The organism is Sediminispirochaeta smaragdinae DSM 11293 (assembly GCF_000143985.1).
Taxonomy (GTDB): domain Bacteria; phylum Spirochaetota; class Spirochaetia; order DSM-16054; family Sediminispirochaetaceae; genus Sediminispirochaeta; species Sediminispirochaeta smaragdinae.
Genome location: NC_014364.1, coordinates 3,054,838 through 3,078,166, shown reverse-complemented (window position 1 = coordinate 3,078,166; position 23,329 = coordinate 3,054,838). Strand labels below are relative to the sequence as shown.

Annotated in this window: 25 protein-coding genes; 7 read left to right on the top strand and 18 right to left on the bottom strand. The window is 49.2% G+C overall.

What is annotated here, in order from left to right; genetic code table 11:
* Position 1: 1 nt before the first annotated feature.
* Entirely contained in the window at positions 2-1,558 is a 1,557-nt protein-coding gene (locus tag SPIRS_RS14550; protein WP_013255443.1) for a UTP--glucose-1-phosphate uridylyltransferase, read from the bottom strand.
* A gap of 12 nt (positions 1,559-1,570) precedes the next feature.
* Positions 1,571-2,023 (bottom strand): hypothetical protein, encoded by a 453-nt coding sequence (locus SPIRS_RS14545; protein WP_013255442.1) that lies wholly within the window; start codon positions 2,021-2,023, stop codon positions 1,571-1,573.
* Positions 2,024-2,142: 119 nt separating this feature from the next.
* Here SPIRS_RS14545 and rpsF point away from each other — a divergent pair, with 119 nt between their 5' ends.
* Genes rpsF through SPIRS_RS14510 form a run of 7 tightly spaced genes read left to right on the top strand, consistent with a single transcriptional unit; the run spans position 2,143 to position 6,467 of the window.
* Positions 2,143-2,424 (top strand): 30S ribosomal protein S6, encoded by a 282-nt coding sequence (gene rpsF / locus SPIRS_RS14540; protein ID WP_013255441.1) that lies wholly within the window; start codon positions 2,143-2,145, stop codon positions 2,422-2,424.
* A gap of 9 nt (positions 2,425-2,433) precedes the next feature.
* On the top strand, positions 2,434-2,868 hold the full coding sequence (locus SPIRS_RS14535) for a single-stranded DNA-binding protein (protein WP_013255440.1): 435 nt from the start codon (positions 2,434-2,436) through the stop codon (positions 2,866-2,868).
* A gap of 26 nt (positions 2,869-2,894) precedes the next feature.
* Positions 2,895-3,206: a 30S ribosomal protein S18 gene (rpsR, locus tag SPIRS_RS14530; RefSeq protein ID WP_013255439.1), complete on the top strand. Its 312-nt coding sequence runs from the start codon at positions 2,895-2,897 to the stop codon at positions 3,204-3,206.
* 10 nt (positions 3,207-3,216) lie between these two features.
* Entirely contained in the window at positions 3,217-4,194 is a 978-nt protein-coding gene (locus SPIRS_RS14525; protein WP_013255438.1) for a DUF2232 domain-containing protein, read from the top strand.
* Between the two features lie 15 nt (positions 4,195-4,209).
* Positions 4,210-4,809: a 50S ribosomal protein L9 gene (gene rplI, locus SPIRS_RS14520; protein ID WP_013255437.1), complete on the top strand. Its 600-nt coding sequence runs from the start codon at positions 4,210-4,212 to the stop codon at positions 4,807-4,809.
* Complete coding sequence (gene dnaB, locus SPIRS_RS14515) at positions 4,806-6,140, top strand: replicative DNA helicase (protein WP_013255436.1); 1,335 nt, start codon at positions 4,806-4,808, stop codon at positions 6,138-6,140. Before rplI ends, dnaB begins: the two co-directional genes overlap by 4 nt.
* A 30-nt stretch (positions 6,141-6,170) precedes the next feature.
* Entirely contained in the window at positions 6,171-6,467 is a 297-nt protein-coding gene (locus SPIRS_RS14510) for a late competence development ComFB family protein (RefSeq protein ID WP_013255435.1), read from the top strand.
* A 141-nt stretch (positions 6,468-6,608) separates the two neighbouring features.
* Here SPIRS_RS14510 and SPIRS_RS14505 read toward each other — a convergent pair whose 3' ends face one another.
* The 16 genes from SPIRS_RS14505 to SPIRS_RS14430 all read right to left on the bottom strand — a co-directional run bounded on the left by SPIRS_RS14505 (position 6,609) and on the right by SPIRS_RS14430 (position 23,293).
* Positions 6,609-8,618 carry a WD40 repeat domain-containing protein gene (locus SPIRS_RS14505; protein ID WP_013255434.1) on the bottom strand — a complete coding sequence of 670 codons (2,010 nt, stop codon included), beginning with the start codon at positions 8,616-8,618 and terminating at the stop codon, positions 6,609-6,611.
* Positions 8,615-9,229, bottom strand: a complete 615-nt coding sequence (locus SPIRS_RS14500; RefSeq protein WP_013255433.1) for a CpXC domain-containing protein — start codon at positions 9,227-9,229, stop codon at positions 8,615-8,617. Before SPIRS_RS14500 ends, SPIRS_RS14505 begins: the two co-directional genes overlap by 4 nt.
* A 6-nt stretch (positions 9,230-9,235) precedes the next feature.
* Positions 9,236-10,594, bottom strand: a complete 1,359-nt coding sequence (gene rseP, locus SPIRS_RS14495; RefSeq protein WP_013255432.1) for an RIP metalloprotease RseP — start codon at positions 10,592-10,594, stop codon at positions 9,236-9,238.
* Complete coding sequence (dxr, locus tag SPIRS_RS14490) at positions 10,594-11,754, bottom strand: 1-deoxy-D-xylulose-5-phosphate reductoisomerase (RefSeq protein ID WP_013255431.1); 1,161 nt, start codon at positions 11,752-11,754, stop codon at positions 10,594-10,596. Before dxr ends, rseP begins: the two co-directional genes overlap by 1 nt.
* Before the next feature lie 10 nt (positions 11,755-11,764).
* On the bottom strand, positions 11,765-12,604 hold the full coding sequence (locus SPIRS_RS14485) for a phosphatidate cytidylyltransferase (RefSeq protein ID WP_013255430.1): 840 nt from the start codon (positions 12,602-12,604) through the stop codon (positions 11,765-11,767).
* Positions 12,601-13,317 carry a polyprenyl diphosphate synthase gene (gene uppS, locus SPIRS_RS14480; protein WP_013255429.1) on the bottom strand — a complete coding sequence of 239 codons (717 nt, stop codon included), beginning with the start codon at positions 13,315-13,317 and terminating at the stop codon, positions 12,601-12,603. Before uppS ends, SPIRS_RS14485 begins: the two co-directional genes overlap by 4 nt.
* Positions 13,317-13,871, bottom strand: a complete 555-nt coding sequence (gene frr, locus SPIRS_RS14475; protein ID WP_013255428.1) for a ribosome recycling factor — start codon at positions 13,869-13,871, stop codon at positions 13,317-13,319. Before frr ends, uppS begins: the two co-directional genes overlap by 1 nt.
* Positions 13,872-13,936: 65 nt before the next feature.
* On the bottom strand, positions 13,937-14,779 hold the full coding sequence (gene tsf, locus SPIRS_RS14470) for a translation elongation factor Ts (protein ID WP_013255427.1): 843 nt from the start codon (positions 14,777-14,779) through the stop codon (positions 13,937-13,939).
* 11 nt (positions 14,780-14,790) lie between these two features.
* Positions 14,791-15,693 carry a 30S ribosomal protein S2 gene (rpsB, locus tag SPIRS_RS14465; protein WP_013255426.1) on the bottom strand — a complete coding sequence of 301 codons (903 nt, stop codon included), beginning with the start codon at positions 15,691-15,693 and terminating at the stop codon, positions 14,791-14,793.
* A gap of 77 nt (positions 15,694-15,770) precedes the next feature.
* Positions 15,771-16,376, bottom strand: coding sequence for a Maf family protein (locus SPIRS_RS14460; RefSeq protein ID WP_013255425.1), 606 nt, complete (start codon positions 16,374-16,376; stop codon positions 15,771-15,773).
* A gap of 12 nt (positions 16,377-16,388) precedes the next feature.
* Complete coding sequence (locus SPIRS_RS14455) at positions 16,389-16,625, bottom strand: hypothetical protein (protein ID WP_013255424.1); 237 nt, start codon at positions 16,623-16,625, stop codon at positions 16,389-16,391.
* Positions 16,626-16,631: 6 nt separating this feature from the next.
* Entirely contained in the window at positions 16,632-18,590 is a 1,959-nt protein-coding gene (locus SPIRS_RS14450) for an ABC-F family ATP-binding cassette domain-containing protein (RefSeq protein ID WP_013255423.1), read from the bottom strand.
* A gap of 1 nt (position 18,591) precedes the next feature.
* A complete protein-coding gene (locus SPIRS_RS14445) occupies positions 18,592-19,902 on the bottom strand; it encodes an SH3 domain-containing protein (RefSeq protein ID WP_013255422.1) in 1,311 nt (436 codons plus the stop codon).
* Positions 19,903-19,934: 32 nt separating this feature from the next.
* Positions 19,935-20,804 carry a hypothetical protein gene (locus SPIRS_RS14440; protein ID WP_013255421.1) on the bottom strand — a complete coding sequence of 290 codons (870 nt, stop codon included), beginning with the start codon at positions 20,802-20,804 and terminating at the stop codon, positions 19,935-19,937.
* Between the two features lie 13 nt (positions 20,805-20,817).
* Positions 20,818-22,200 (bottom strand): lytic transglycosylase domain-containing protein, encoded by a 1,383-nt coding sequence (locus SPIRS_RS14435; RefSeq protein WP_013255420.1) that lies wholly within the window; start codon positions 22,198-22,200, stop codon positions 20,818-20,820.
* On the bottom strand, positions 22,181-23,293 hold the full coding sequence (locus tag SPIRS_RS14430) for a tetratricopeptide repeat protein (protein ID WP_013255419.1): 1,113 nt from the start codon (positions 23,291-23,293) through the stop codon (positions 22,181-22,183). Before SPIRS_RS14430 ends, SPIRS_RS14435 begins: the two co-directional genes overlap by 20 nt.
* Positions 23,294-23,329 lie beyond the last annotated feature (36 nt).

Here is a 23,329-nt window from a genome sequence, read left to right as displayed (position 1 = left end):
TCTATGTCTCCTCTTGCGGTATCCACCTGCCGTTTTTCAGTGTAAGCCCATAGTTTGATGAAAGGCCTCTGCAAAGCCCGGCATTCAGCACCTTCCCAAGCTCTCTCAATGAGCTTGACCCCTTTGAAATATCGGGAAAATTGGGATCATCTAACCCAATCCCGCTGGTAAGAAGACTTTCGGTGAGAAGCTTTGCCGCAAGAAAGCGTTCGCTTTTTTTCACTCCGAAAATCAAGGGATGATCGAGCATACCGATTACTTCCCAGGTTACTTGCTCCGCCTGGCTATAGCAGCCCGCATCTTTCTTCTGGTCGGAGAAGCGTAGCGGAAGCTCTTTGATAATGGAGTCCAGACGGGAACAAAGCCTCTTTAGGTCGAAAAGGGCGCTGGCACAGTTGAATAGTATTGGTTTCCCCGTAGCTTCCACCCTTTGGAGCTCTGCGGGTGATATCGCCGGCCCGATATCGGCACAGTTTAACCGATCCTGTTCATCACGAATAAGTATGCCGCCTTTGACATCTACGGCGGTCTTGAAGGAGAATTCGAAGGCAGCCTGGGCATCGCTTAAAGCAAAGAAGCCGAGTTGCAGAGGATCGGGACTGGCACCAAGGTTATCGACATTTCCAAGCCATGCAAAGCGGTATCCCCTTGCCAGAAGGGAGTTGTACACCTCTTTTAATGCAATAAAATTTTGTCCATGTCCACCGGGAAGGGGGAGCAGTCTATCCTTTTCTCCGAAGGCTTGGGTGAAAAGTCCCTTGGGTCTGCCCTGATCACTATGGGTATAAGCGGCAATCAGCGGCTGTATCCCCGACAGTGCCTTGGTTCCGTCTATTCCCGTCTCCTCGATGAGCGACGTCAAAAACGGACTGTTTCGATATTCCTCATAGGCGGCGAGAATCTGATCATTGTTGTATCTACTTGTCATCTGGAAAAGCGGCAAGGGGATTGCATGTTTGTCACCTGTGCTTTGCCTGTAGGCCCGGGCACCGAGCAGCAAGGCCCGCATCTTCAATTCCATGAAACTTGGACCCGAGCTACCGTCCGGATGAATGAATGCGGGGGTTATCCCCTTAGCCTTGCCCGCGGCGTTGGGGGCTATCCTTTCGAAGATGGTGCGATACCATTCAAACAGGGAGGGAGCGAAGTCCCGGTTCTTGTTTTCATCAACATAACTTGTGGCCGATCCTCCGTTGAGAACACCAAAGGCACTCTTGGCGTACAGTACGATCCCAATCCGCTCGAGTTCTTCTCGAGAAAAGGTAAGCATTCCCTTCCTGTCTGCGTTATCCGGAATATATTCCTTATAACGAGGCCCTATGAGAGATTCCAGCCGTTTTTCGGCTGTTTTTCGAGGAACGGAGAGACTTACATGCTCTTTTCCACTCATATCGACAATACGCTTTCCATCCGGTTCGGGAATGGAGCGGACCTTTGCGGGGATGAAGTGGTCAAAATCGCCCCGATTGAACCCATCTAAAATGGAAAGAGTAAGGGATCGATCTATGGAGTGGATACGAAACTGTTCTTCGATGCGGCTTGAGAATTGCTGTTCCATGCAAAAAGTATACTATGTATCGTTACTTTCCATAAAGAGGTATTTAAACTCCTCGGAGCTGATTTGGTCCACGTCGCCGTCGGCTTCCGGAACGATATCCGTGGAAGCAAGAAGCACTGCAGCTTCATTTTTCTTTTTTAATCCGAGTTCCTGAAAATAGTCGGAGTGTGGGGATAAACCTATTTGGGAACCTAACGTGCCGTCGGCAATTGCATTCACAAGTTCCGAGAAGGCAATCTGGGTCTTGTAAAGGAATCGGATATAGCGATTTCGATCAAGGAGAAAGGTACTTGAAAGAAGAGCGGAAGATAATCCCGAAAGCCGCTCATCGAGAAACCGTATCTCATCGAGTACCTTTTCGGAGAAATAGGCTGCGTCAACCTCAAGTGCAAGGTTTCGCTTCAAAAGATGGATGGTATCCATCAAAAAGAAAATGTCTGCCTCATAGTGGATCCATTGTCCCATACTCCTCTCTTCGGCAGAATCAGGGCTTATCTTGACATCGGATAGCCATTATGATAATCTCCCATGACCTCTTTATCCGTCCGAGAAGAGACGGATCAGTATGTCCATAAGGAGGATACATGAGAACATACGAGCTGACTACTATCTTTAAAATGTCGGACGAGGAGTTCTCCAAGGGCAAGGAATTTGTGTCCGCCGAGCTTGAAAAGGCTGGCGCCACGATAAAAAGCCAGGAGGACAAGGGCATTCGCGAGTTTGCGTACCCCATTAAGAAAGAAAAGCGGGGTAGATATCTCTATCTTGAAACCGAACTTAATCCCGCAAAGGTTATTGATCTTGAGCGGGCTTTCTTGCTCTCCGATTCCGTACTGAAGTTTCTCTTTGTAAAAAAAGAATCTTAGGCGATTGTCATGGCCAACGATATTAATTCAGTAATTCTTGTCGGGCGGCTTACCCGGGATGCCGAGATGCGTTACACCAATAGTGGTATGGCGATTTGTAAATTCTCTGTTGCTGTGAACCGAAGAAAGAGGTCCGGTGATCAGTGGACGGATGAGGTGAATTTCTTTGACATCACCCTGTTTGGGAAAAGTGCAGAGGGGGTTCATCAATATCTCGTAAAAGGGAAACAGGTGGCCATACAGGGAGAGCTGCGTCAGAATCGCTGGGAGCAGGACGGACAGACGAGAAGTAAAGTGGAAATCGTTGCACAGAATTTGGAGCTTTTGGGCGGGGGAGGGTCTTCTCCTTCAGGAGGAGGATCTGTTCGCCAGGGAACAAAGCCTTTTGAGCAGTACAATTCAGGTCCTGGGCCGGAAGATTTTGATGACGATATACCCTTTTAAGTTGTTAGAAACGAGGAGAATAGTTCATGGCTGACGAGAATAATAGAGATTATAGATCCAAGGATCGGGATGATAGCCGCGATTCCGGCAACAGGGGCGGTAGGTCTTCCTTTCGTGGTGGTAAACGTCCCTTTTTCAAGAAGAAAGTGTGCAGATTTTGTACCGGTAATATGGTGGCGGATTATAAGGACCCCGATGCTCTCGGTCGCTTTGTAACCGAACGGGGAAAAATTCTTCCCAGAAGAATTACCGGCACATGTGCCAAACATCAACGACTTCTTGCGAAGGAGATAAAGCGGGCCCGTGTGCTTGCCTATCTTCCTTTTGTGAAAAAATAATACGTCGGATATGGTACGGGAAAAGTATTTAGCGGTAAGAAGCGACATAGTAAAAGGAGCAATCACGCTTGTGGTCTCTTTTGTTCTGTTTCAGTTTCGTGCCGTTTTTTTCCTTTTTCTGATACCACCGTTTTTATACGGTATGAGGCGTAGTTGGGAGAAAACTGCACTTGTACTGTTGCTTTTGTGGACCGCGCTGTTCGTGCAAACGATGGTCCTGACTGCGGGAATCGATGTGCCGGGAATCGACAGAAAACTGCTTGTGTTGGTTGATTTGTCCTACCCTTCATTCCTTCTCGCAGGTATTCTCGGCTTTTTCTTGTTGAAAGGAAGGGCCCTGAAACGATTTTTGATTGTTTCGGTTGCGGCCGGTTGCGTAAGTGTTCCTGTCATTCTTGCCGTTGCGGCAAATCAGAGCTTTACCGGCTTGCTTCGGGAACAGATCATCGCAATAACGGAGTTGTTACGCCAGCCCCTATCTGATAGCGGAAGCTTTGAATCTTCGCTTTTAATGGCGCAACTGGATCCTCAGACGATGGTGGAAACGACGAAGGACCTTTTCTTCAGATTTTCCCTTGCCGCTTACTGTGGAATACTTGTCTTTGGTTATGCTGTTGCCAGGGGAATACGGGCCCGGTTCCTTGGGGAAGCGCCTATTGATGTGGCTGCCTTTCGGGTGCCGGATCGATGCATCTGGGGACTTTTGGTGGTTTTGCCAATAGTGGCCCTGGATCTTTTTGTTGATATTGGCTTTTGGGCCTATCCTTTCTGGAATGCCGCTACGGTGCTGCTGCTGATCTATGCATTCCAGGGGTTTGGGATCATTCGGTACCGAATGCTTCGTTCTCCACGTCTTAGGAGAGCAAGGTTTTTTCTGACCGTATTGTTCCTGATGCTGTTGTTTCTGCCCGGGGCGAACATTGTCGCGTTATTGGCGATCCCCCTCCTCGGAGTTTCCGAGTTGTGGGTTCGGTATCGAGAAGTTTAGTAAGGAGAATAAAATATGAGCGGAACAAAGGTTATTCTGAACCAAGATGTCTACAACCTCGGAGAAGAGGGGGATGTCTGTGAAGTTGCCAAGGGATACGCCCGGAATTACCTTATCCCCAAAAAGCTTGCCGTTCCCTATAGTAAAGAAACGGTAGCGATTTTTGAAAGTCGCAGAGAGGCAATTGAGAAGCGAAAGGAAGAGAAACGACGGAGCGCTCTCGGCCTGAAGGGGCAGCTTGAGGGCGCCAGCATTGTTCTTTCTATGACTGCCGGTGATTCCGGAAAGCTCTTTGGTTCGGTAACCAACACCATGGTGGTGGAAGAGCTGAAAAAGATGGGAATTGAGGTTGAAAAGAAAAAGGTTGAGGTTCCCAGCAGTGCAATCAAGATGCTTGGTGACTATACCATTCGTGTGAAGCTCTATGAAAATGAGGTCGCCGAAGTAAAGTTGACTGTCAAAGATGTTCATGCCAAGAAAGAGGAGGCCGAGGCAGAAGAGGCGGCCGCCCGGAAAGCTGTTCAAGAAGTCTTTGAGGAAAGCGAAATCGAAGATGAGGACAGCGTAGAAGATGAAGTTGATGAGGAAGAGGAAGTTTCCGACGAGGAAGAATGAACTCTCCATCGTTAAAAGATAAGGTACCGCCTCATAATAGTGAGGCGGAGGCTGCTACACTCGGGGCAATGCTTCTTGATCCCGAGGCAGTCGGTATTGTCCTCCGGCATTTACGGCCGGAGGATTTTTATTCTGGCTATAATCGTAACATCTACTCGGCAATCCTTTCGCTCTTTAATAAAGGGCAAGAGGTTGATTTGATCACCCTTACCGATGAGCTTCGGGCCACGGGGAAGCTTGAGGCAAGTGGGGGGGCGTCCTATGCTACAACCCTTACCTCAGTGGTTCCGACCAGTGCGAACGTCGAATACTATGCGAAAATTGTCAAGGATTCTAGTATCCGTCGCTCGCTTTTAAAGATTGCCGCCGAGCTTACCTCTCAGAGCCACGATGAATCGATAGACAGCCGGGAACTGATTGAAGAGGCCGAACGAAAGATTTTCGACATTACCGATAATCAGCAAACAGGAAGTTATCGCGGAGCCAATGAGATCATTAACGAAACGATTGCCGCAATTGAGAAACTTTATCACACAAAAAACAGCTATACCGGTATTCCCAGCGGATTTCCGGATCTTGATAATATGACAAGTGGCTTTCAACGAGCCGAGTTTATTGTGATAGGGGCCCGTCCCTCGGTAGGAAAGACCGCCTTTGCCCTTTCCATGGCGGCGAATATGAGCATAAAGAAAAGCGTTCCCATCGGCTTTTTTACCCTTGAGATGTCGGCGCAGGCCCTTATGCAGCGCCTTGTTTCGAGTGAGGCAAGGATCAATTCCCGGAACCTGCGTACCGGTTTTCTCAAGCCTTCCGATTTCTATAACCTTACCGAGGCTGCCGGGCGAATCTATGAGGCTCCGCTTTTTATCGATGATACACCTAATATCAAGTTGCTTGATCTACGGGCTCAGGCGCGAAGAATGCGAAGCAAAGAAGGTGTTGAAGCACTTTTTATCGATTACATTGGCCTGATTGAGCCGGAAAACAAGGGAAATGTTCCCCGTCATGAACAGGTGGCTGAGATTTCTCGTTCTCTCAAATCCCTGGCTCGGGAACTCGATATTCCCATTATCTCTCTTTCCCAGGTGGGGCGGCAGTCAGAAGGAAAGGCTCCGACCCTTGCCGATCTCCGCGAATCCGGTTCAATAGAGCAGGATGCCGATGTCGTTATGTTTCTGCACCGGGAACGGGAAAGCGGCAAGGATGGAGAGCAGCAAACCAGTGTCAAAACCGAGCTTATTGTTGCAAAACAGCGAAACGGACCTGTCGGTACTATCGAAATTGCTTTTATTCCCCATTATACTAAATTTGAATCCCTTGCAAGGGAATGATTCGTTTTATGTTAATTAGGAGGATTGCCGATGAGTTTGAAAGAACGATACAACTTTGAATATCTTGCGAATGAGGCCGAGCGGCTGGTCCTTGAGAAGCTGGAGTACTATTTGAGCAGCGAAGAATTTTCTTCGGTGTGTAAATGTCAGGATTGTGTTTTGGATATGGCAGCTTACGCCTTAAATAATGTCAGACCTCTTTACCGTGTTTCTCTTATGGGGACGCTTTATGCCCACAATGTCGACGACACCGACTATTCCCGTGATGTCGAAAAGAGTGTTCTTGAGGCAATTCGAAGGATTTCGGCAAATCCATCTCACGATTAACACGTATTTTTACATGGTGTTGCATTGTGGAATCGGATCGGGAATAGTGGCCCTTTTACCACCAATATTCCTAACACCATGTTACAAAGAAAAGCCGCAACCAGGCATGTCAATCGATATCGTACTGGTTGCGGTTTTTTATTACTTTGTATGCAAAAGCTTCTTTGCTTCAGGCGATGAAAAGGTGGCGCCATCTTCATAAACAGCAGCCCAATTACTATCATCGAAGAGATAAAATGTCAGAAGTGCCCTGCCGTCATTCTTTGACCACATCGAAATTGAGTAATCTCGGTTCAGGGAGAAAAGTAGGTTTTTATGTAGGGCAAGCCTTCTGGGAATGTGCTCGATTCGTTCAAGAGAGGTAAAACCGTCCCACTTAAGCAGCAGGACCCCTGAGTATCCGAGGGACGTGTAAAGGTCGGTACCGTTGGGATCGGCTACGAAGGAAGCATCGGGATCTTCTCCTGGATAGGTAAGAAGGGTGGATTCCCTCTCGAAGGCGTGACCGCCATGACTTTTCAGCACTGTACGAAGTTGCCCCCGTCGTTCCTCATATCCTAATGTGTAGAGACTCTTTGTTATATCGTTGTACGTGGTTCGAAAGACAAGGATATCTCTGTTTGTAACGGGAACAGTCTCCCCCGTTTGCATGTCGATTTTTAAAAGGGAAGAAGAGAGGGTTCCGGTATTGCTGCGGCCGGCAATGATATTTGTATCAGATACTTTTGCAGCCGATCGTATTCCGAAGGAACTTTGCGAAAGGTTTTTTCTTCCTGAAGGAGACAAAATGGAAACTGTCCCTGACGCCTCCACCAGTATGATATTTCCTTCCTGATCGGCATTACCCGCCTCGACAACGGGGTTTTGCACCTCTCCGATCCTGGTAAAAGTCCCGAGAGAGGGATCGAGGCGAAAAAGCGGTGCCGGAGCGCTTGCGGTTGGGAAGACCAGAAACGATCCGTCCTTCAGGACAACGGCCCCGGCAGCTGTGTTGTAGGGTGCGTTAAAACTCTTTGTACGGAAAAAACTTGCCTGATTACCGTTTGTTGAAAAAAGATCAGATTCGATAAGAACCATTTCGCCGCTTTTAAGGCTTAGTAACATTCCTCGTTCTGAAAAATCGAAATCGGCTATGGCAGCGATTCTCGGTCGCGCAAAGACAACGGTTTCTCCCGAATAGAGCTGGTGGAGCAGGATTTCTCCCTCGTTATCACCGGAGAAAAGCATCTCATCCCGAAAAGAGATGATGTGGGGGATGTAGCGTCCCGTTTTAATCGGCAGATTGCGCTTTTCAAAACGGAGTGAGCCACTATCCCTGATAATACTGAAAATGCTGAGCTCCGTTTCCGTTGCCTGCTGAGAAAGCACCGCGATATTTGAACTATCCGGATCATAGGAGATCGACAGAAGCCCCTTAATATCCTGTTTTGAAACAATCGACCCGTTTACAAGGCTTACAGCATAGAGGGTATTTCCCTCTATGCCGAAGAGAAAGAGCCCATCGTCGGTGAACTGTACCTGATTGAGCCCACTTTTTGTTCTTATGGGATTTGCCTTTGCCTCTCCTGTAGAGAGATCAAAATATCGCAGGGTTCCCGAGGGAGTGTAAGCAAGCAGCGTTTTTTCCGAGGCCGTTATAAAGACGGCGGAGACAATGCCGAAGCCTTCCTTGATTTTATGCTCTTCGAACCCCTTTTCGGCGTTGAGAAAGATAAGGCTTTGCCAATCGGTTTCTGCATATATGAGAAGAGAACCGGAGGGAGAGAATGCTATAAACAGAGGGATCTCCTCGATTTTCTTTGAGAATATCTGTTCCTTTGTTTCCCAATCCCACAACTCTACTCTGAAGGTGTTGATTCCATCGGTCGTCACCAGTGCAACTCTCGGAAGCTTCGGATGGATGGCAAGTTTTGGGATCGCCAGATGACTTGCCTGGATGGAAGATACCAAAAACCCCTCACGAGTGTTCCATATCTTGACCGATCCGTCTTCCGACGCCGTGGCAAGAAGATTATCATCCATCCGTCGCTCCATCGAGCTTATACTGGCGGTATGGCTGCTGCGAACGGTCACTTCTGCAGGAAGCTGCAAGATCGATCCGAGGATGAGAACAAGAGTGAGGAAAAGAAAAGGGGATATTCTGCGGATCACGATGCCACCTCCATGCTGATTTTCGTTACTGACACATATGGCGGTTCTAGTATTTCACGAAAGGGGTCCTCTTTCAACCTCTTGGGAATATCGGCCTCGACTTTTTGGTACAAGGCCCAGGGAATCTTGCTTATACCGATTTTATCGCTTCTCAAGCCATGGATATGGAATTCGATCGTTCCCTTTTCCGTTTGGGAAAAAAAGATACGTACACCGTCAGTTGCTTCCATCTTCTCCAAAAGGAGATATTTCAGGACTTCAACGGCACGATCGTCAAGTTTCGCCTTGTACAAGGCAACTTTTTCCATGAGTTCTGCCATACCGATGGCAATACGGCCACCCGAGTACGATCGCTTTCCCAATAGATAGGCATCACGTTCAAGCTCCGGAACGAACTGAATGTCGGTGTAGCCGCACCGGCTGGCGGAAAAACCGATGATTCTGACGGGAAACTCGGGCTTTAAGAGCGTTCCGCACTTGGGGCATCGGATCGACAAAAAACTGCCGTTTAGAATGCTCTCTTCGATATCGCTGGTTCTAGAAATATCGTAGCTATCCGGAATATCGGCTTCAAACATATGCTCACAGTGACAAGTCAATGAACGTTTCATCCTCTTTTACTCCTTCATCAAAAAGGTGATATCACCAAACGTTGCAAAAATCAGGATCATAAGGATAATCACGAAACCGATCGATTGATACCTGTAGTAGGCGCGAGGAGAAACATGAATTCCCTTGAAAAATTCAACGGCAGTGATGAGAATAAGGCCTCCATCAAGGGCTGGAATGGGTAGAAGGTTTCCAAAACAGAGCGCGATACTGATGAAACTCAGAAAGCGGAATAGGGTGGTGATTCCCGTGGCAAAGCCCTCGCTGAAACCTCTGCCCGCGACCTCACCCACAAGATAGGTGATACGTACCGGGCCCGATACGGCATCTCTGACCCGTACTCCGGAAAAAAGACTCTTAAGTCCTTTGATAGTGAGAAAGAAGGTTGAGATAGCCTCTCCCGATCCCTTTTTTATGGCCCCTATGGGAGAGTAATTCGGAGAGTGTACGGTGATTCCGGAGAAGGCGAGGCCGAGGTGGGCGTTTCCGCTTTCGTCGTAGGACGGGATAAGAACGGTTGTTGTATCCTGTCCGTCACGAATAAAGGAGAGCGTGACTTTTCCGGGAGAGGTTTCAAGAACGTTGAGCAGATCAAGGGTATGGCGGACCGGCTGTCCGTCGATGGCCGTAATGGTGTCGCCCTCTCTCAGACCTGCAAGAGAGGCACTCGATTCCGGAGCAACATCCGACACAACGGGATCGATCCAAGCCGAAACTCCGATCATACCGATTCCGCTTGCCTTATCCAGCTCCGGGGTGATCGGCATACTCTTTTCGATACCTTCTCGCAAAACGGTGACGGAGGTTTTTTCTCCTGCAAGGGGAGCAACCGCTTCCTGTAGTTCTGAGTAGTTGGTAACAGGTCTTCCTCCAATTGCGACAATAAGGTCTCCGGTTTGAAGCCCAGCCCTTTCCGCTGGCGTTTCTCCCTTGTGAAAGAAGGCGGGGTAGTCGGAAAGCATGATGACTTTGTTATTGAAGGTATGGATCGTAAATCCCGCATACCAAAGAATTGAGAGAACGATCATAGCAAAAAGGAGATTGGCCAAGGGGCCTGCTGCATAGGTTATGATACGCCGCAGCGGGGATACGGAAAAGAGCGAACCCTTTTCCGTAGGTATCCGATCTGCCTTCTCTTCAAGAGCTTTTTTGAAAGGCTCTTCTCCCTTCATCTTGCAATAACCACCGATCGGAAAGATACCGATTCGGTATTCTGTTTTGCCTATTTTCTTTCCGACTAAGGGGCGTCCCCAGCCTATGGAAAATGCCTCCACCTCGACTCCAACTGCTTTGGCCGCAAGAAAATGGCCTAGCTCGTGGACAAACACTACGATACCAAGGCCGAAGAGACCTAGTAGTATACCCATTATCTTCCTCCGAAATCTTTCAGAATCTCTCTGGTAATAGTTCTCGCCTGCTGGTCCGTTTCGAGAACCTCCTCGAGAGATACCGGGCTACTGCTCCAATCCCTTTCGAGCAGCTGTCGTACCACCTCGCTGATTGCACAATAGCCTATCTGATGTTCTACAAAGGCCTGCACCGCAAGTTCATCGGCCGCGTTGTATGCAATGGGATAAGCTCCTCCTGCCTTTAGCGCATCTATGGCGATGAAAAGCAACGGATATCGCTTTTCTTGCGGCTCATGAAACGAAAAACTGGTCCCTGCCAACTCAAGCCTGCCGAATGGGCAAGAAATAAGTTGGGGATAGGAGAGTGCATTCTGAATTGGAATACGCATGTCCGGCCTACTGATTTGAGCGAACAGCGAACCGTCTGTGGTCCGTATCAATGAATGAACCATGCTTTGTGGATGGATGACCACCTTGATATGATCGGGATCCACGTCGAAAAGGTAGTGAGCCTCTATAAACTCAAGGCCCTTGTTTGCCATGGTTGCCGAGTCGATGGTGATTTTCCCACCCATGTTCCATGTGGGGTGTTTGAGGGCCTCCTCGGGACGTATGGAGGAAAAAGTTTTCAGGGGACGATGGAGGAAAGGCCCTCCACTCGCTGTGATAACGAGTTCCTCGACAAATTCCGGCTTCTGGTGCTCAAGGAGGTGAAAGATGGCCGAATGCTCGGAATCGACGGGTAGGATTTTTCTCTGCAATTTCTTTGCCTCGTGCCTGATCAAAGGACCTGAGGTGACGATGGTTTCCTTATTTGCAAGGGCAAGATCCTTTCCCGATCGTATTGCACGCCAGGAGGGTTCGAGCCCCGCCGCCCCGGCAATTCCGTTTACCACGATGTCGGCATCGACTTCTTCTATCATCTTGAACAATCCTTCGCGTCCTTGATAGAAACGAAGGGTTGGAAAGCTTTCGGAGAGGTCGAGGTTCCGAACGGGGCCTGAAAGCGTAGCTGCCTTCGGGCCGAACTCACGAACCACGGCCTCGAGAGCTGCCTCGGAACTATGTGCGGAAGCAGCGACAAGGGTATAAAGATCGGGATGTGATCGGAGAATATCGAGCGTTGCGGAACCAATCGATCCAGTGGCTCCGAGTAGCATAACCTTTTTTGTGTGCATACGTTAATCCTCAGCGGCAGAATAGAAGGACAATATAATAAAAAAACGGTGCACTGAAAAGGACGGAATCTGTAGAGTCGAGAACGCCTCCTCTGCCAAGCATGAAACGTCCCGAATCTTTTACGCCTGCCGCACGCTTGCATGCGGACTCGACAAGATCACCGAGATTTGCCGTGCACGCGATCAGGAAGAAAAAAGGCAGGGCAGCCGGAAGGGAAAAGGGTAGGGAGTCGGGCACCAGGAAGAGGAATAGGGAACCTGCTGCTGCCGAACCGATGAAGCCGCCGATGAAACCTGCGACGGTTTTATTTGGACTGACGGCAAATGGGTGGCGGGAACGTTTGCCGAAGCTTCTGCCCGCAAGATAGGCGAAGGTGTCGTTGCTAAAGATGAGGGTGAGGAAGAGAAGAATCTTCAATCGTGGATATTGTAGAGAGGAAATTTTAACAAGAAAGGTCAAAAACATGCCGGGATAAGCCAACAGTGCGATCCTCGATACTATTCCTGCAATCAATGATGGAAGGTCTTTGAGGCCTGCTAAGGCAACGGGGATAAGGAGAAAAACCAGAAGGACGATGAGCGTGGGAATGACGAACTCGAAGGCCGGAAAAATCAGTTCAAAAAAAGCCGATGCCGTCAAAAGGGCAATGGTGAGTCCAGAGAGGATTACCTCTTGCTTTTTCAAATCGGAGCGAAAAAGTAAGGCTGCTTCCGCTCCTGCAAGGCCGGAAAAAATAACGACAAGAAGGTTCCAAAGCGGAAGCGGCTGATTCGGAAAAAGCAGAATCGAGGCCAAAAGCGCCGGAATCCCAATGAAAAATAGGATCACTCGTTGTACGAAATTATTCACCCGACACCGCCGTATTTTCGTTTTCTGCCGCGATAGAATTCGATGGCCTTCGACAACTCCTCTCCGTCAAAATCGGGCCATAGTACCTCACTGAAATAGTATTCCGAATAGGCACTTTCCCATAACAAAAAATTGCTCATCCGCTGTTCTCCTGCCGTCCTGATAATAAGATCGGGAGAAGGAGCCTCCGGCAGATCGAGATAGGTGGAAAACTCTTCGGAGGTGGGAGCGGACGAGATGGTTTCTCCCTTTTCGAGTGTAGCCGTAACCCAACGTTGAAAGCTTCGAAGAATTTCGTCTCTGCCTCCATAATTGATGGCAAGAGCGAGATGAAGGCGATCATAGTGACTGGTTGCCTCACTTGCTTCTACAATTTCGCGACGAATTTCTTCCGGGAGCCGTTCGGGATCTCCCAGATGATGCAAACGGATCTTGTTTTTATGGTAAAAGGGGGCCTCTGACTTCATGTATCGCCGAATAAGTTCCATGAGAAAACGAACCTCGCGCTCCGGGCGTTTCCAGTTTTCGGTGGAAAAAACATAAAGGGTGAGCCATTCGATTCCCATTTCAATGGCACTTGTTATGACCTTTTTGGCGGTATCTGTTCCGCTCTTATGGCCGAAGGAGCGGGGTTTACCCCGACGTTCCGCCCATCGGCCGTTCCCATCCATAATGATCCCAATATGTTTGGGAATCGGACGCAACTGATCCACTATACCTCCATGATCTCCTGCTCTTTTGCTTCAAGCAGTTTTCCCGCCTCTTCAACATGTTTGTCGGTAAGCTTCTGGATTTCATCGGCACCACGCTTTTCTTCGTCTTCGCTGATATCACCGCTTTTCTGGATCTTTTTTAGCTCTTCATTTGCATCCCTGCGGATGTTTCTGATGGCAACCTTACACTGTTCGGCCTGATTCTTGGCAACCTTGACCAGTTCCTTGCGCCGCTCCTCTGTTAGCGGTGGAATGTTAATTCTGATCACTTTCCCATCGTTATTGGGGTTTACCGAAAGTTCCGATTTCTGGATCGCACGCTCAATCTCTCCGAGAAGTCCCTTGTCCCAAGGTTGAATAACAACCAACCTGGCTTCGGGTACCGATATTGTTGCGGCTTGTGAGAGGGGAGTGCTTTGGCCGTAATAATCAACCTTGATCTTATCGAAGAGGGCGGCCGAAGCGCGGCCTGTTCTCAGACCGTTAAAATCATCGCCAAGGGCCGAAATACTCTTCTTCATTCGTGATTCAGCGTCTTTCAATACTTTATCCATGGCATTATCCTCCTGGAGCATGAAAAGGACCACTGCCTTTTTAAGGCAATGGTCCTGCTTTCGGATTAGTTTTCGTCGCCGACTCGGTAGTAACGAAAATCGACAATCTCAAGCTTGCCGCCAAGCTCTTTTGAGAGTTGGGCAAGAACCTTGCTTACGCTCTGTTTTTCGTCTTTTACAAATCCCTGGTCAAGTAGACAGATCTCGGAATAGTGCTTGTTAAGCTTTCCCTGGACGATACCTGCAAGCACCTTTTCGGGCTTTCCAAGATGCTCCGCCTGTTTGCGGAAGATCTCTTCCTGCTCCTTTCGGTAGTCTTCATCAACCTTCGCCCTATCGAGGTAGAGGGGATTGAATGCTGCAATGTGCAATGCCGTATCAAAGGCAAACGTCTTTACGGAATCCTCACCGAGAAGCTCCGGCTTTTCAGCCCTTAATTTGACCAGCACACCGATACCGCCCTCTCCGTGAATATAGTCGGTCACCATTTCGTTGTCGGCGATCTCAAGGCTTGTGAAACGCTTGATGCTCATGTTTTCCTTGATGGTGCTGATGGTGTCCTTTACCCGTTCTTCAAGCTCGGCGTTGATTTCGGTATAGCCTTTGCTGATGACAAGGCCCAGGAGTTCCTCGCCAAGCTTGATGAAATCTTTATTTCTTGCGACAAAGTCGGTTTCGCAGGCAAGTTCGAGAAGCCCTGCTCGCTTATCCTCAACCTTGGAAAATACCCGACCTTCGTTGGTTGCCCGGCCGCTTCGCTTTGCCGCTGCGGCAAGGCCAAGCTCTTTGAGATGTTTTTCTGCTTTGGCAAAATCGCCACCGCTTTCGGTAAGTGCCTTTTTGCAGTCCATCATGCCGGCACCAGTTTTGTCTCTCAGTTTCTTAACATCGGCTGCTTTGATTTCCACGCTGCTACTCCTTACTCATCTTCATCTTCAATACCATACTCGGAAGAATAGGCGACCTCTTCATCGTCCTCTTTTTCTTCTGCCGATTCTTCGACTTCGACGTTTCCTAGGCCCGCTTCGCTGTCATATTCGGCAGCTACATCGTCTTCTTCCGTTTCTTCCGCTTCTTCACCTTTTTCAGCTGCCCCATTCTCTTCTTCGTCCTGGAGAGAATCAATGATTTCAATACCAATTTCGTTGTCGGCATCGATGACTGCATCGGAGATTACTTTGGTGAAAAGAGTAATGGCCCTGATGGCATCATCGTTTCCGGGAATCGGAAAATCGACTACATCGGGATTACAGTTCGTATCTACCACGGCTATGATGGGGATGCCCATTCTGCGGGCTTCCGCAACGGCGATAGATTCTTTTCTCGTGTCGATGATAAAGATGGCACCGGGAAGATCCTTCATTTCCTTGATTCCACCGAGGTTCTTTTCAAGGCGGGAGCGTTCCTTATTTAACTTTGCGATCTCTTTTTTTGTGAGGCTTTCAAAGGTGCCGTCGACCTCCATCTTTTCAATTTTCTTGAGACGGTGGATCGATTTTTTTATGGTGGTAAAATTGGTGAGCATACCACCGAGCCAACGGTTGTTGACATAGAACATGCCGCAACGCTTGGCCTCGCTTTCGATTGCCTGCTGGGCCTGCTTTTTCGTGCCTACAAAAAGGATGGAACGGCCTTCTTTAACCTGTTCCCTAACCATGTCGTAGGCCTCTTTAATTTTGACAATGGTCTTCTGAAGATCGATGATATGGATCCCGTTTCGTTCGGCAAAGATATACTTCTTCATTCGGGGATCCCAGCGCTTGGTCTGGTGGCCGAAATGCACACCTGATTCAAGCAGACTCTTCATGCTTACTACAGACAATGTGTTCCTCCTGCATTGCCGCTGAGTTTGCGGCGCCTTCTCTTATGTCTCATTCCTTATGAAATAAGGAACGGAAATTACGGATTGGAAAATACATCCGGTACCGTATCACGAAGCATGCCATAAACAAGCCGTAAAGGCAAGCCCATCACATTATAGAAACAGCCTCGGATCTCTTCAATGAGAAGAGCCCCCTGCTCCTGGATGCGATAGGCCCCGGCAACGTCCTGCCATTCTCCGGTCTTTATGTACCAATCGACCTCTGCTTTTGTGAGCTCGGCAAAGCGGACCTCGGTTACAGCGCTTTTGATGATGGGCGACTGTCCCTCAAGGCCGAGAGCAAGGGCTGTGATGACCCTGTGCCATCTTCCCGAGAGCTGGAACAACATCTTTTCCGCCTCTGCTTCGTTCGACGGCTTGCCGAGAATCCGGCCATCTATATCGACACAGGTATCGGCGCAGAGTATCGGGCGTTTCGTTGTCGGGTATGCGCTGCGGAAGGCTTTCAGCTTTGCAAGTGCCAGTCGAACGACCTGCTCCGACGGCGGGGATTGATCAAGCGGTTCCGGGGTATCTAAGGCCTTTACCTCAAAAGGAATGCCCAAACGAGAGAGAAGCTCTTTTCTTCTGGGGGAGGCTGAGGCGAGAATAAGAGAGGAATTGGAGGGGGAAATTGGGGGCATCTATGTTTCTCCTTATATTTTACTGAAAAGAAGCCATCCCATGGCCAAGCCTATGAAAGTTCCCGGGTTGATGCTGAGCCACATCTGGAGAGCTCCCACGTCGAAACCAATGGGGCCTGCCGTCAGATCAAGGGCAATTCCCATGATCTTCAGAAAGCGCATGGATAGTTCCCAGAAAAGTGTTCCGGCCAGAGCAGCGAAAAGCAGGAGTTTTACAAAAACAGGACCATTCTTTTTGTTGAATTTCATCTTTATTCAGGGCTCATATACACTTAGCGTTTCGGCCGTCTCTTCCCATTTTTGTGAGAAGAGCTGCAATTCCCGGTCGTTTTTTTCTATAAGAGCCTGGACATCCCGCACGCTGACCGGGTCGCTATACACTTCGGGGCGTTCCAGCCTGGACTTCAGCTCTCCCGCCTTGGATTCAAGCCTTTCAATTTCGGACAAAAGACGCTCTTCTTCCCTTCTTAGTTCCTTTACCATATTTTTTATGCGTTTTTCCTCTTCCCAGCTCAGCTTTCCTTCCCGGGGAATCTCTTCTTCTTGTTTAGAAAACGGAGGAGAATCGTCATGCTGTGCGGCAGTTTCCCCATCGGCAGTTTCCTGCTCTTTACGCCAGAGGTAGTATTCATAGTCCCCTGGGAAATTCCTTGCACGCTCTCCCGCTGAAAGTTCGATGACCCTTGTTGCAAGGTGTTCGATAAATCCCCGGTCGTGAGAGACGAAGATGACCGTTCCCTCATATTGCCTAAGGGCATCAAGAAGAACATCTTTGGAATGAAGGTCGAGATGGTTGGTAGGTTCGTCGAGAATGAGCAGATTATGGGGTTGCAGTAGGAGTTTCATGAGAGAGAGCCTGCTCTTTTCTCCGCCGCTAAGAACCTCGATTCGTTTGTAGATATCGTCACCCCGGAAAAGGAAGGCTCCCAACAGATTTCGTAGCTGTGGAATGATGGGGCTAGGCGCGCTGGCCTCCATCTCTTCTATTACCGTGGCCGTCGACCCTGCAAATTCCTCGCGATCCTGGGCAAAATAACCGATGCTTACATCGGTCCCGTACTCGACCGATCCCTCGTAATGGTGGTCGATCCCTGCAAGGATACGCAAAAGCGTACTTTTTCCTGCTCCGTTAGGACCTGCGATGACCACCTTTTCTCCCCGTAAAAGCAGTAGATCGAGTTGCTTAACGACAAGATGCTCTCCGTACCCCTTATTGAGCCCTCCGATCCGTAACATTTCCTTACCCGAGTGGGGAGGAGGGGGAAAGGAGAAATGTATCTTTTTAAGGGTTTCCGGGATCGTTATACGGTTAATTTTCTCAAGCTGCTTGACGCGGCTCTGGACCAACTTCGCCTTGCTTGCATTGTAGCGAAACCTGGCGATAAACTCTTCCAGCTTTGCAATCTCTTCTTGCTGCTTTTCCCAGGCAGCCATCAACGATACCAACTCTTCCTTTCTGACCGTTTCGTATTCGCTGTAGTTGCCTCGGTAACGCTTTAAGCTTCCGTCGAACACCTCTACGACCTCCTTGACCGTGGCATCAAGGAAATAGCGGTCGTGACTGACCAAAAGAACTCCACCTGGGTAATCTTTCAGGAATTGCTCCAACCATCCCCGTGCTTCAAGGTCCAGATAGTTTGTCGGCTCGTCAAGAAGTACTATATGGGGACGCCCGAGCAGCACTTTCGCGAGGGCTATACGCATCTGCCATCCGCCGGAAAAGGTTTCGCAGGGCGCATCAAACTGATCCCGTGAAAATCCGAGACCGATCAGGACCCGCTCGATGGCTTCGAAACGACGGTCGTAATCTTCTCTGATAAGTTCTTCGACAATTGCGTGGTGCTCTTCCAAAATCGTTTTCAGGCCGGGATCGCTCTCATCCGATGAGGCAAGGAGTTCTTCCAGCTCTTCTTTTCGATGGATTTGAACAAGATGACGTTCAAAGGCCGTCTCCGCTTCATCGATAAGGTTTCTTCCTTTATAGAGAAGCCCCGATTGCGGCAGATAGCCGATTCGCATGCCCCTTGAAGCAATGACTCGACCGCCGTCTGGGGTGATGTCGCCGCAAATGATCTTCATGAGCGTTGACTTTCCGCTACCGTTCGCTCCCGTAAGAGCGGTACGGCTGTATCCGTCGAGGGTGAGAGTCACATCCCGAAGGATATCCCTATCGCCAAAGGCAAGGGATATCTCCGAGAGTTGAAGAGAAATCATATTACTCCTGTTCCTTGAAAAAAGCCATCACCAGCGGAGAGAAGGAGACTTTTTGGACGATGTTTTTCTCTACACTTCGCTGGTCGATGGTGGTAAGTCTGAGCCCCGATTCATTGAGGGTGTAGAAAAAGAGCAGATTTTGTCCCTGATCAAAGGTGAGGTTGATAACGCCGTCATACTTCGATGCCACCTGAGATCCTAGGAAATAGTCGAAGGAAAAGGTCCCTTTGTCACCGCTGTCTGCCGGTATCACTTCGGGACTCAGGCGCTGCTTTCCCGTCCATTCAAAGGTCGAGTCTTCATGAAACTTGAGGGTTCCATAGGCTGAACTGCGATATTGAATCGGATACTCTGCTTTGGCGAAACGGAGGACCTCATCGGCTCTGCGCTGTCGTTCGTTTTCTATGGCTGTGGTGATATCGTCTTCCGGAATAAAGACAAAACGTTCACTGCTGTTGTTACCGTCAACCGGGAATGTAGCGGCAAAGCTATTCTCTCCAAAGAAGTTGGCCGATAGGCCGCTTCCTGTGAAGACATAGCTACCTCCTTCGGTATATTCGATAGATTCATAGGAGAATGTTCTGTTTCCGCTTGGAAGCCTCATTTCTATACTCTTTTGGGCAAGATCCGGGAAAAAGCCGAAGCGGGGAGAAAATCTTTCGAGAACAATTTTGTTGCTTCTCATCATTTCCCTGAAATACTCGGGACGATAGGCTCTCGAAAGGGCTTCTTTTACAAAGGCAAGTTCCGGCGACACTTTCTGACTCGGCCCCGTTCTTCCGTCGTATGCCTCAAGATAATGGTCGAAGCAGTATCCCATGGTGCCGTCGTCGGTAAGTACCTTGTACCAGTGGCCCTCGTACTGGCCCACGCTATCCTGTTGATTCTCCTGATCGATGATTTTCATCTCCTGGCCCAACCGAAGTACATAAGCCCTCTCCGACTCGATATCCGGCTCCTGTCTGATTGCAAGTCTGTCCCGCTGACTGACGGCAAAGAGATGAATGAATGGTTCGTAACGACCTTCTTCGGCAAGGGCTTCATCTTTTTTCTCAAAAAAGCCGATTCGCCATTCGTCGGTGCTCCATCCTTCCTTGTGTCCATCTACTTCGAGTGTATAACTCTTTTCGATGTTTGATTGTCTCAGAATGGGGAGCATGCTCCCGTTCGGGACCAGACTTTCGTCGGGACTCCAATATACAACGCCATAACCAATATAATTACTTCCGCACCCGCTCAAGAAGAGCAGTGCGAACAGGAACGAAAGGGCCGTACCGATGACGACCCGTTTTCTTAACGTACAGTTTCTCATGCAGGTGATAGTAAACGGAGAGTGGGCTTACGTCAATGTTCGTTGCAAATAACGGCAATTCTTCCCTTTTCGATCAAGCCGATATTATGGTCGTTTGAAAGTATTTGCCCCGAAGCCTCGGAGGTAACGAGCATATCCGTCGTATATCTGCCGTACAACTCTCTTGCAGTGATTCTCAACGGGGTCTGGCCGACCCTGCTTTGGGCCTCTTTCATTCGTTCGGGCGGAAGGTAGAGCACCATTCCCTGGGTGGAAAGAATACCGGGATCGACCATCGAGCGATCGATGACAGGGTTCATCTCTTCGTCGAAGATCCTTGGAAAGAGCCCTCTGCGGAGGCTTGATGCGGTAAATAGCCCGTGGACCGGCAGCCTGTCTTCAACATAGATGAGAATTCCGGTATATTGAGCGCCCGGATCGAGGCTTATTTTTCGATTCGGGGGATAGGCGACAGTGTGGTTGATAAAAAGCCTTGCAATCTCGGGATATACGTGAAGCTCGAAACTGCATCTCCATGAGGAGAGATCGGTGGTATAATGACTTTCCTGCCGTTCGGCTGTTTGTGCCAGTGCGGTCAATTCACTTCTCAAACCGGGATTTTCTTCTATTGCATCCCCTATTGTGGTACTGCTGTCGATGGTTATCGAAAGCAGTGTATCAAGAAAAATAGAGGGGAAGGCCCTGTCTATTTCCCGTTCCATCTGTTTTCTTGTTGAAGGAAGAAGGGGATCCTGTTCACCTATCGGCAGCTCGATTTTCCATTGAAGAATCCCAAGGCCCCAGTCGTTTGTGAAGGTCCAGCTGCCGGGAAAGGAAGCCGAGCTTGTTACGGGGGCCGCAAAAATCGAGACGGGAAGTATGCACAAGAGGGATAGAAATGCCTTGATCAACAGTTCTCTCACCTGTTGCAACTCCTTAATTGATCTCGGGGACAAGAAGTCTGTGTCCGGGATAGATTGTATCGGTCATCACTATACCGTTCTTCTGCGCGATAGCCTCCGGTGTGGTCCCGTATCGTTTTGCGATTGCCCAGAGCGTTTCCCCCTGATCCACGGTATGGACACCGGTAAAGTCGGCCAGTTCCTCTTCGGATACCATTGACCGGCTGCTTTTGTACGGCCCTGTTTCCCGTATTACCGGAACAATAAGGCGGGAACCGATGCGAAGGCGTTCGGGCACAATCCCCGGATTGCTTGCTATGATGGCGGAAATTGGAATCCCGAAATGGGCGGAGATGGCATAGAGTGTGTCTCCATCCCCGATGCTAAGCACTGTATAGTGCATCAGTTCCGCAGCATCCCTTCGGGTCAGCGCCTTTTTTACTATATCGGCCTGATCAGCCGGAACCTTCAGTGCATAATCTCCTCGAGAGGGGGGTGTCACCCCATAAAGGAGTTCGGCATTGCCCCTTTCAAGCAGATCCAGCTCTATCCCTGTACTTTCGGCAAGCAGTGGGAGGGAAATCTGGCCGCTGATAGGTACTTTACTCCATTCTATCGGTTCATCCCATGAAATTCGAAAACCGTAACGACCCGGATGCGAGGCGATCGCCGCCACGGCAAGAAATTTCGGTACATAGCGGATTGTTTGGCGCGGAAGCAGGCCCCGGCGGGATAGTTCCCAAAAATCAGAGGTTCCCGCCGCAGCAATGGTTCGCTGTACCTTTCCTAAACCGCAGTTGTAGGCGGCGAGGGCCAGGAGCCAGTCATTACCGAGTATCCGATAGTTATAGCTAAGCTTATCCAATGCCGCATCGGTACTTTTCCAGAAATCCCGCCGGTCGTCACGCCACTCGTCTACGACGATAGGGTAGGGCTCGATGCTGTTGAGCATGAATTGCCACAGGCCGACGGCCCCGGAACTACTAACGGCCCTTTCCCGGAAGGCCGATTCGACAACCGGCAGATAGAGCAACTCGGGAGGTAGACCCTTTTCCTCTATTCTCTTTGCGATGTGAGCCCGGAAGGGAAGGGCACGATTCAGCACCCGATTGAGAAAATCTCGTCCCTCATCCTTTGTGTAATAGGCGATATACTCTCCTACTAGTTTCCTCTTACCGATATCCAGGGTGAAACATTCCTCTGAACGGTGCCCTTGACGCGGCGGGGGGATGAGAGACCTCGCTTCATCGATGTTTTGAATGACATTGATTTTACCGTTACGCGGGGGAAGAAAGGGCGCTTCCTCTGCAGCCGTAAATGCAAAAGAAGAAAGGAAAAAAGGAGGAAGAAGAAAGAGGAAAAGAGGAATTGGCCCCCTTCTCCGGTAATCGCCGTTTTTATCCCGTTCCATCATCATTCCGCACCGCCGATCCCGTAAAGGGTTTATCGCCGAAATAAATTCCGGCCCATTCCCATCTGCCATGAATTTCGGGATCGGCCGGAAAATGGATCTTGCGAAAGTAAAGATACCAGGTTCGGATTCGATAAGACCATCCGCTGGTCCAGAGATAGGCCTCCTGACTGTTTGAATCGGCGTCAAGCTTTGTTTCGTAGTGTATTCTTTGCGTCATAAAACCGCCGAGTCCCGCCAGAAACTCTGTATCGGCAGGAACCTTTTCCTGCTCCCAGCTGACGGCAAAAAAATCTACCTTTGCCCTGTATTTCGCAAGAAGCCTCGGATTACGGACCCTGATGGCGTAGGTCACCTTTTCAACCAAATCGTCCAGGGTTTCTGCGGTCCAATCCTTATTTTTGTATTCGTAAAATTCGACGATGGGCCGGACCTTTGCAATTGCATTGGGAACACCGGGAACCTGACTCTCCGGGTATTGAAGAAACTGGCGGTAGGCCTGCATGGAGAGGTCCCATTCTCCCAGCTCTTCATATGCCTTTGCCAAATAATAATAGATGGGGCCCTTATCGATCTCTTTTTCAAATCTGCTGAGCAGCTCCTTATAATAGGATACCATGGCATCGGCTGATCCGCCGATTTCGATCAGGTTCGTGAGGCAAAGGTAGTGGACCGATTTTCCGCGTACCAGGAGATCGGAATAGTTTCTGAGGATTCGTTCATAATAGTGGGCGGCAAAGGGTGTGGCCCCGTTTTGTTTATACTGTTGTGCTACAATAAGAAGATAGTAAGCATTGAAGGGATCTTTGGGATGTTTTTCGACGTAGGTCGTTAAAAAAAGGTTGAGCAATTCCCGATGAGGGGTACTGTTCATCACCTTAACAATCTCCTGGATGAGAATGAATCTGTTTTCCGGCGATTCTTCATCTTCCAATGCCGTGAACAACTGTTTCAGTTCATCTTTCTGATCCTCGGAACCTGTCAGATAATGGTACCATGCAGGTTTGTGGAAGAGCGAGGAAACAATATCGCCGTAAACCGTGCCGGTAGGAATGCCGATGATGAGGACAGAAATTAGGAAAACTAGCGGCCTTTTCATTTCGGGACAATGGTACCATGTTCCAGTCGGGGTTTG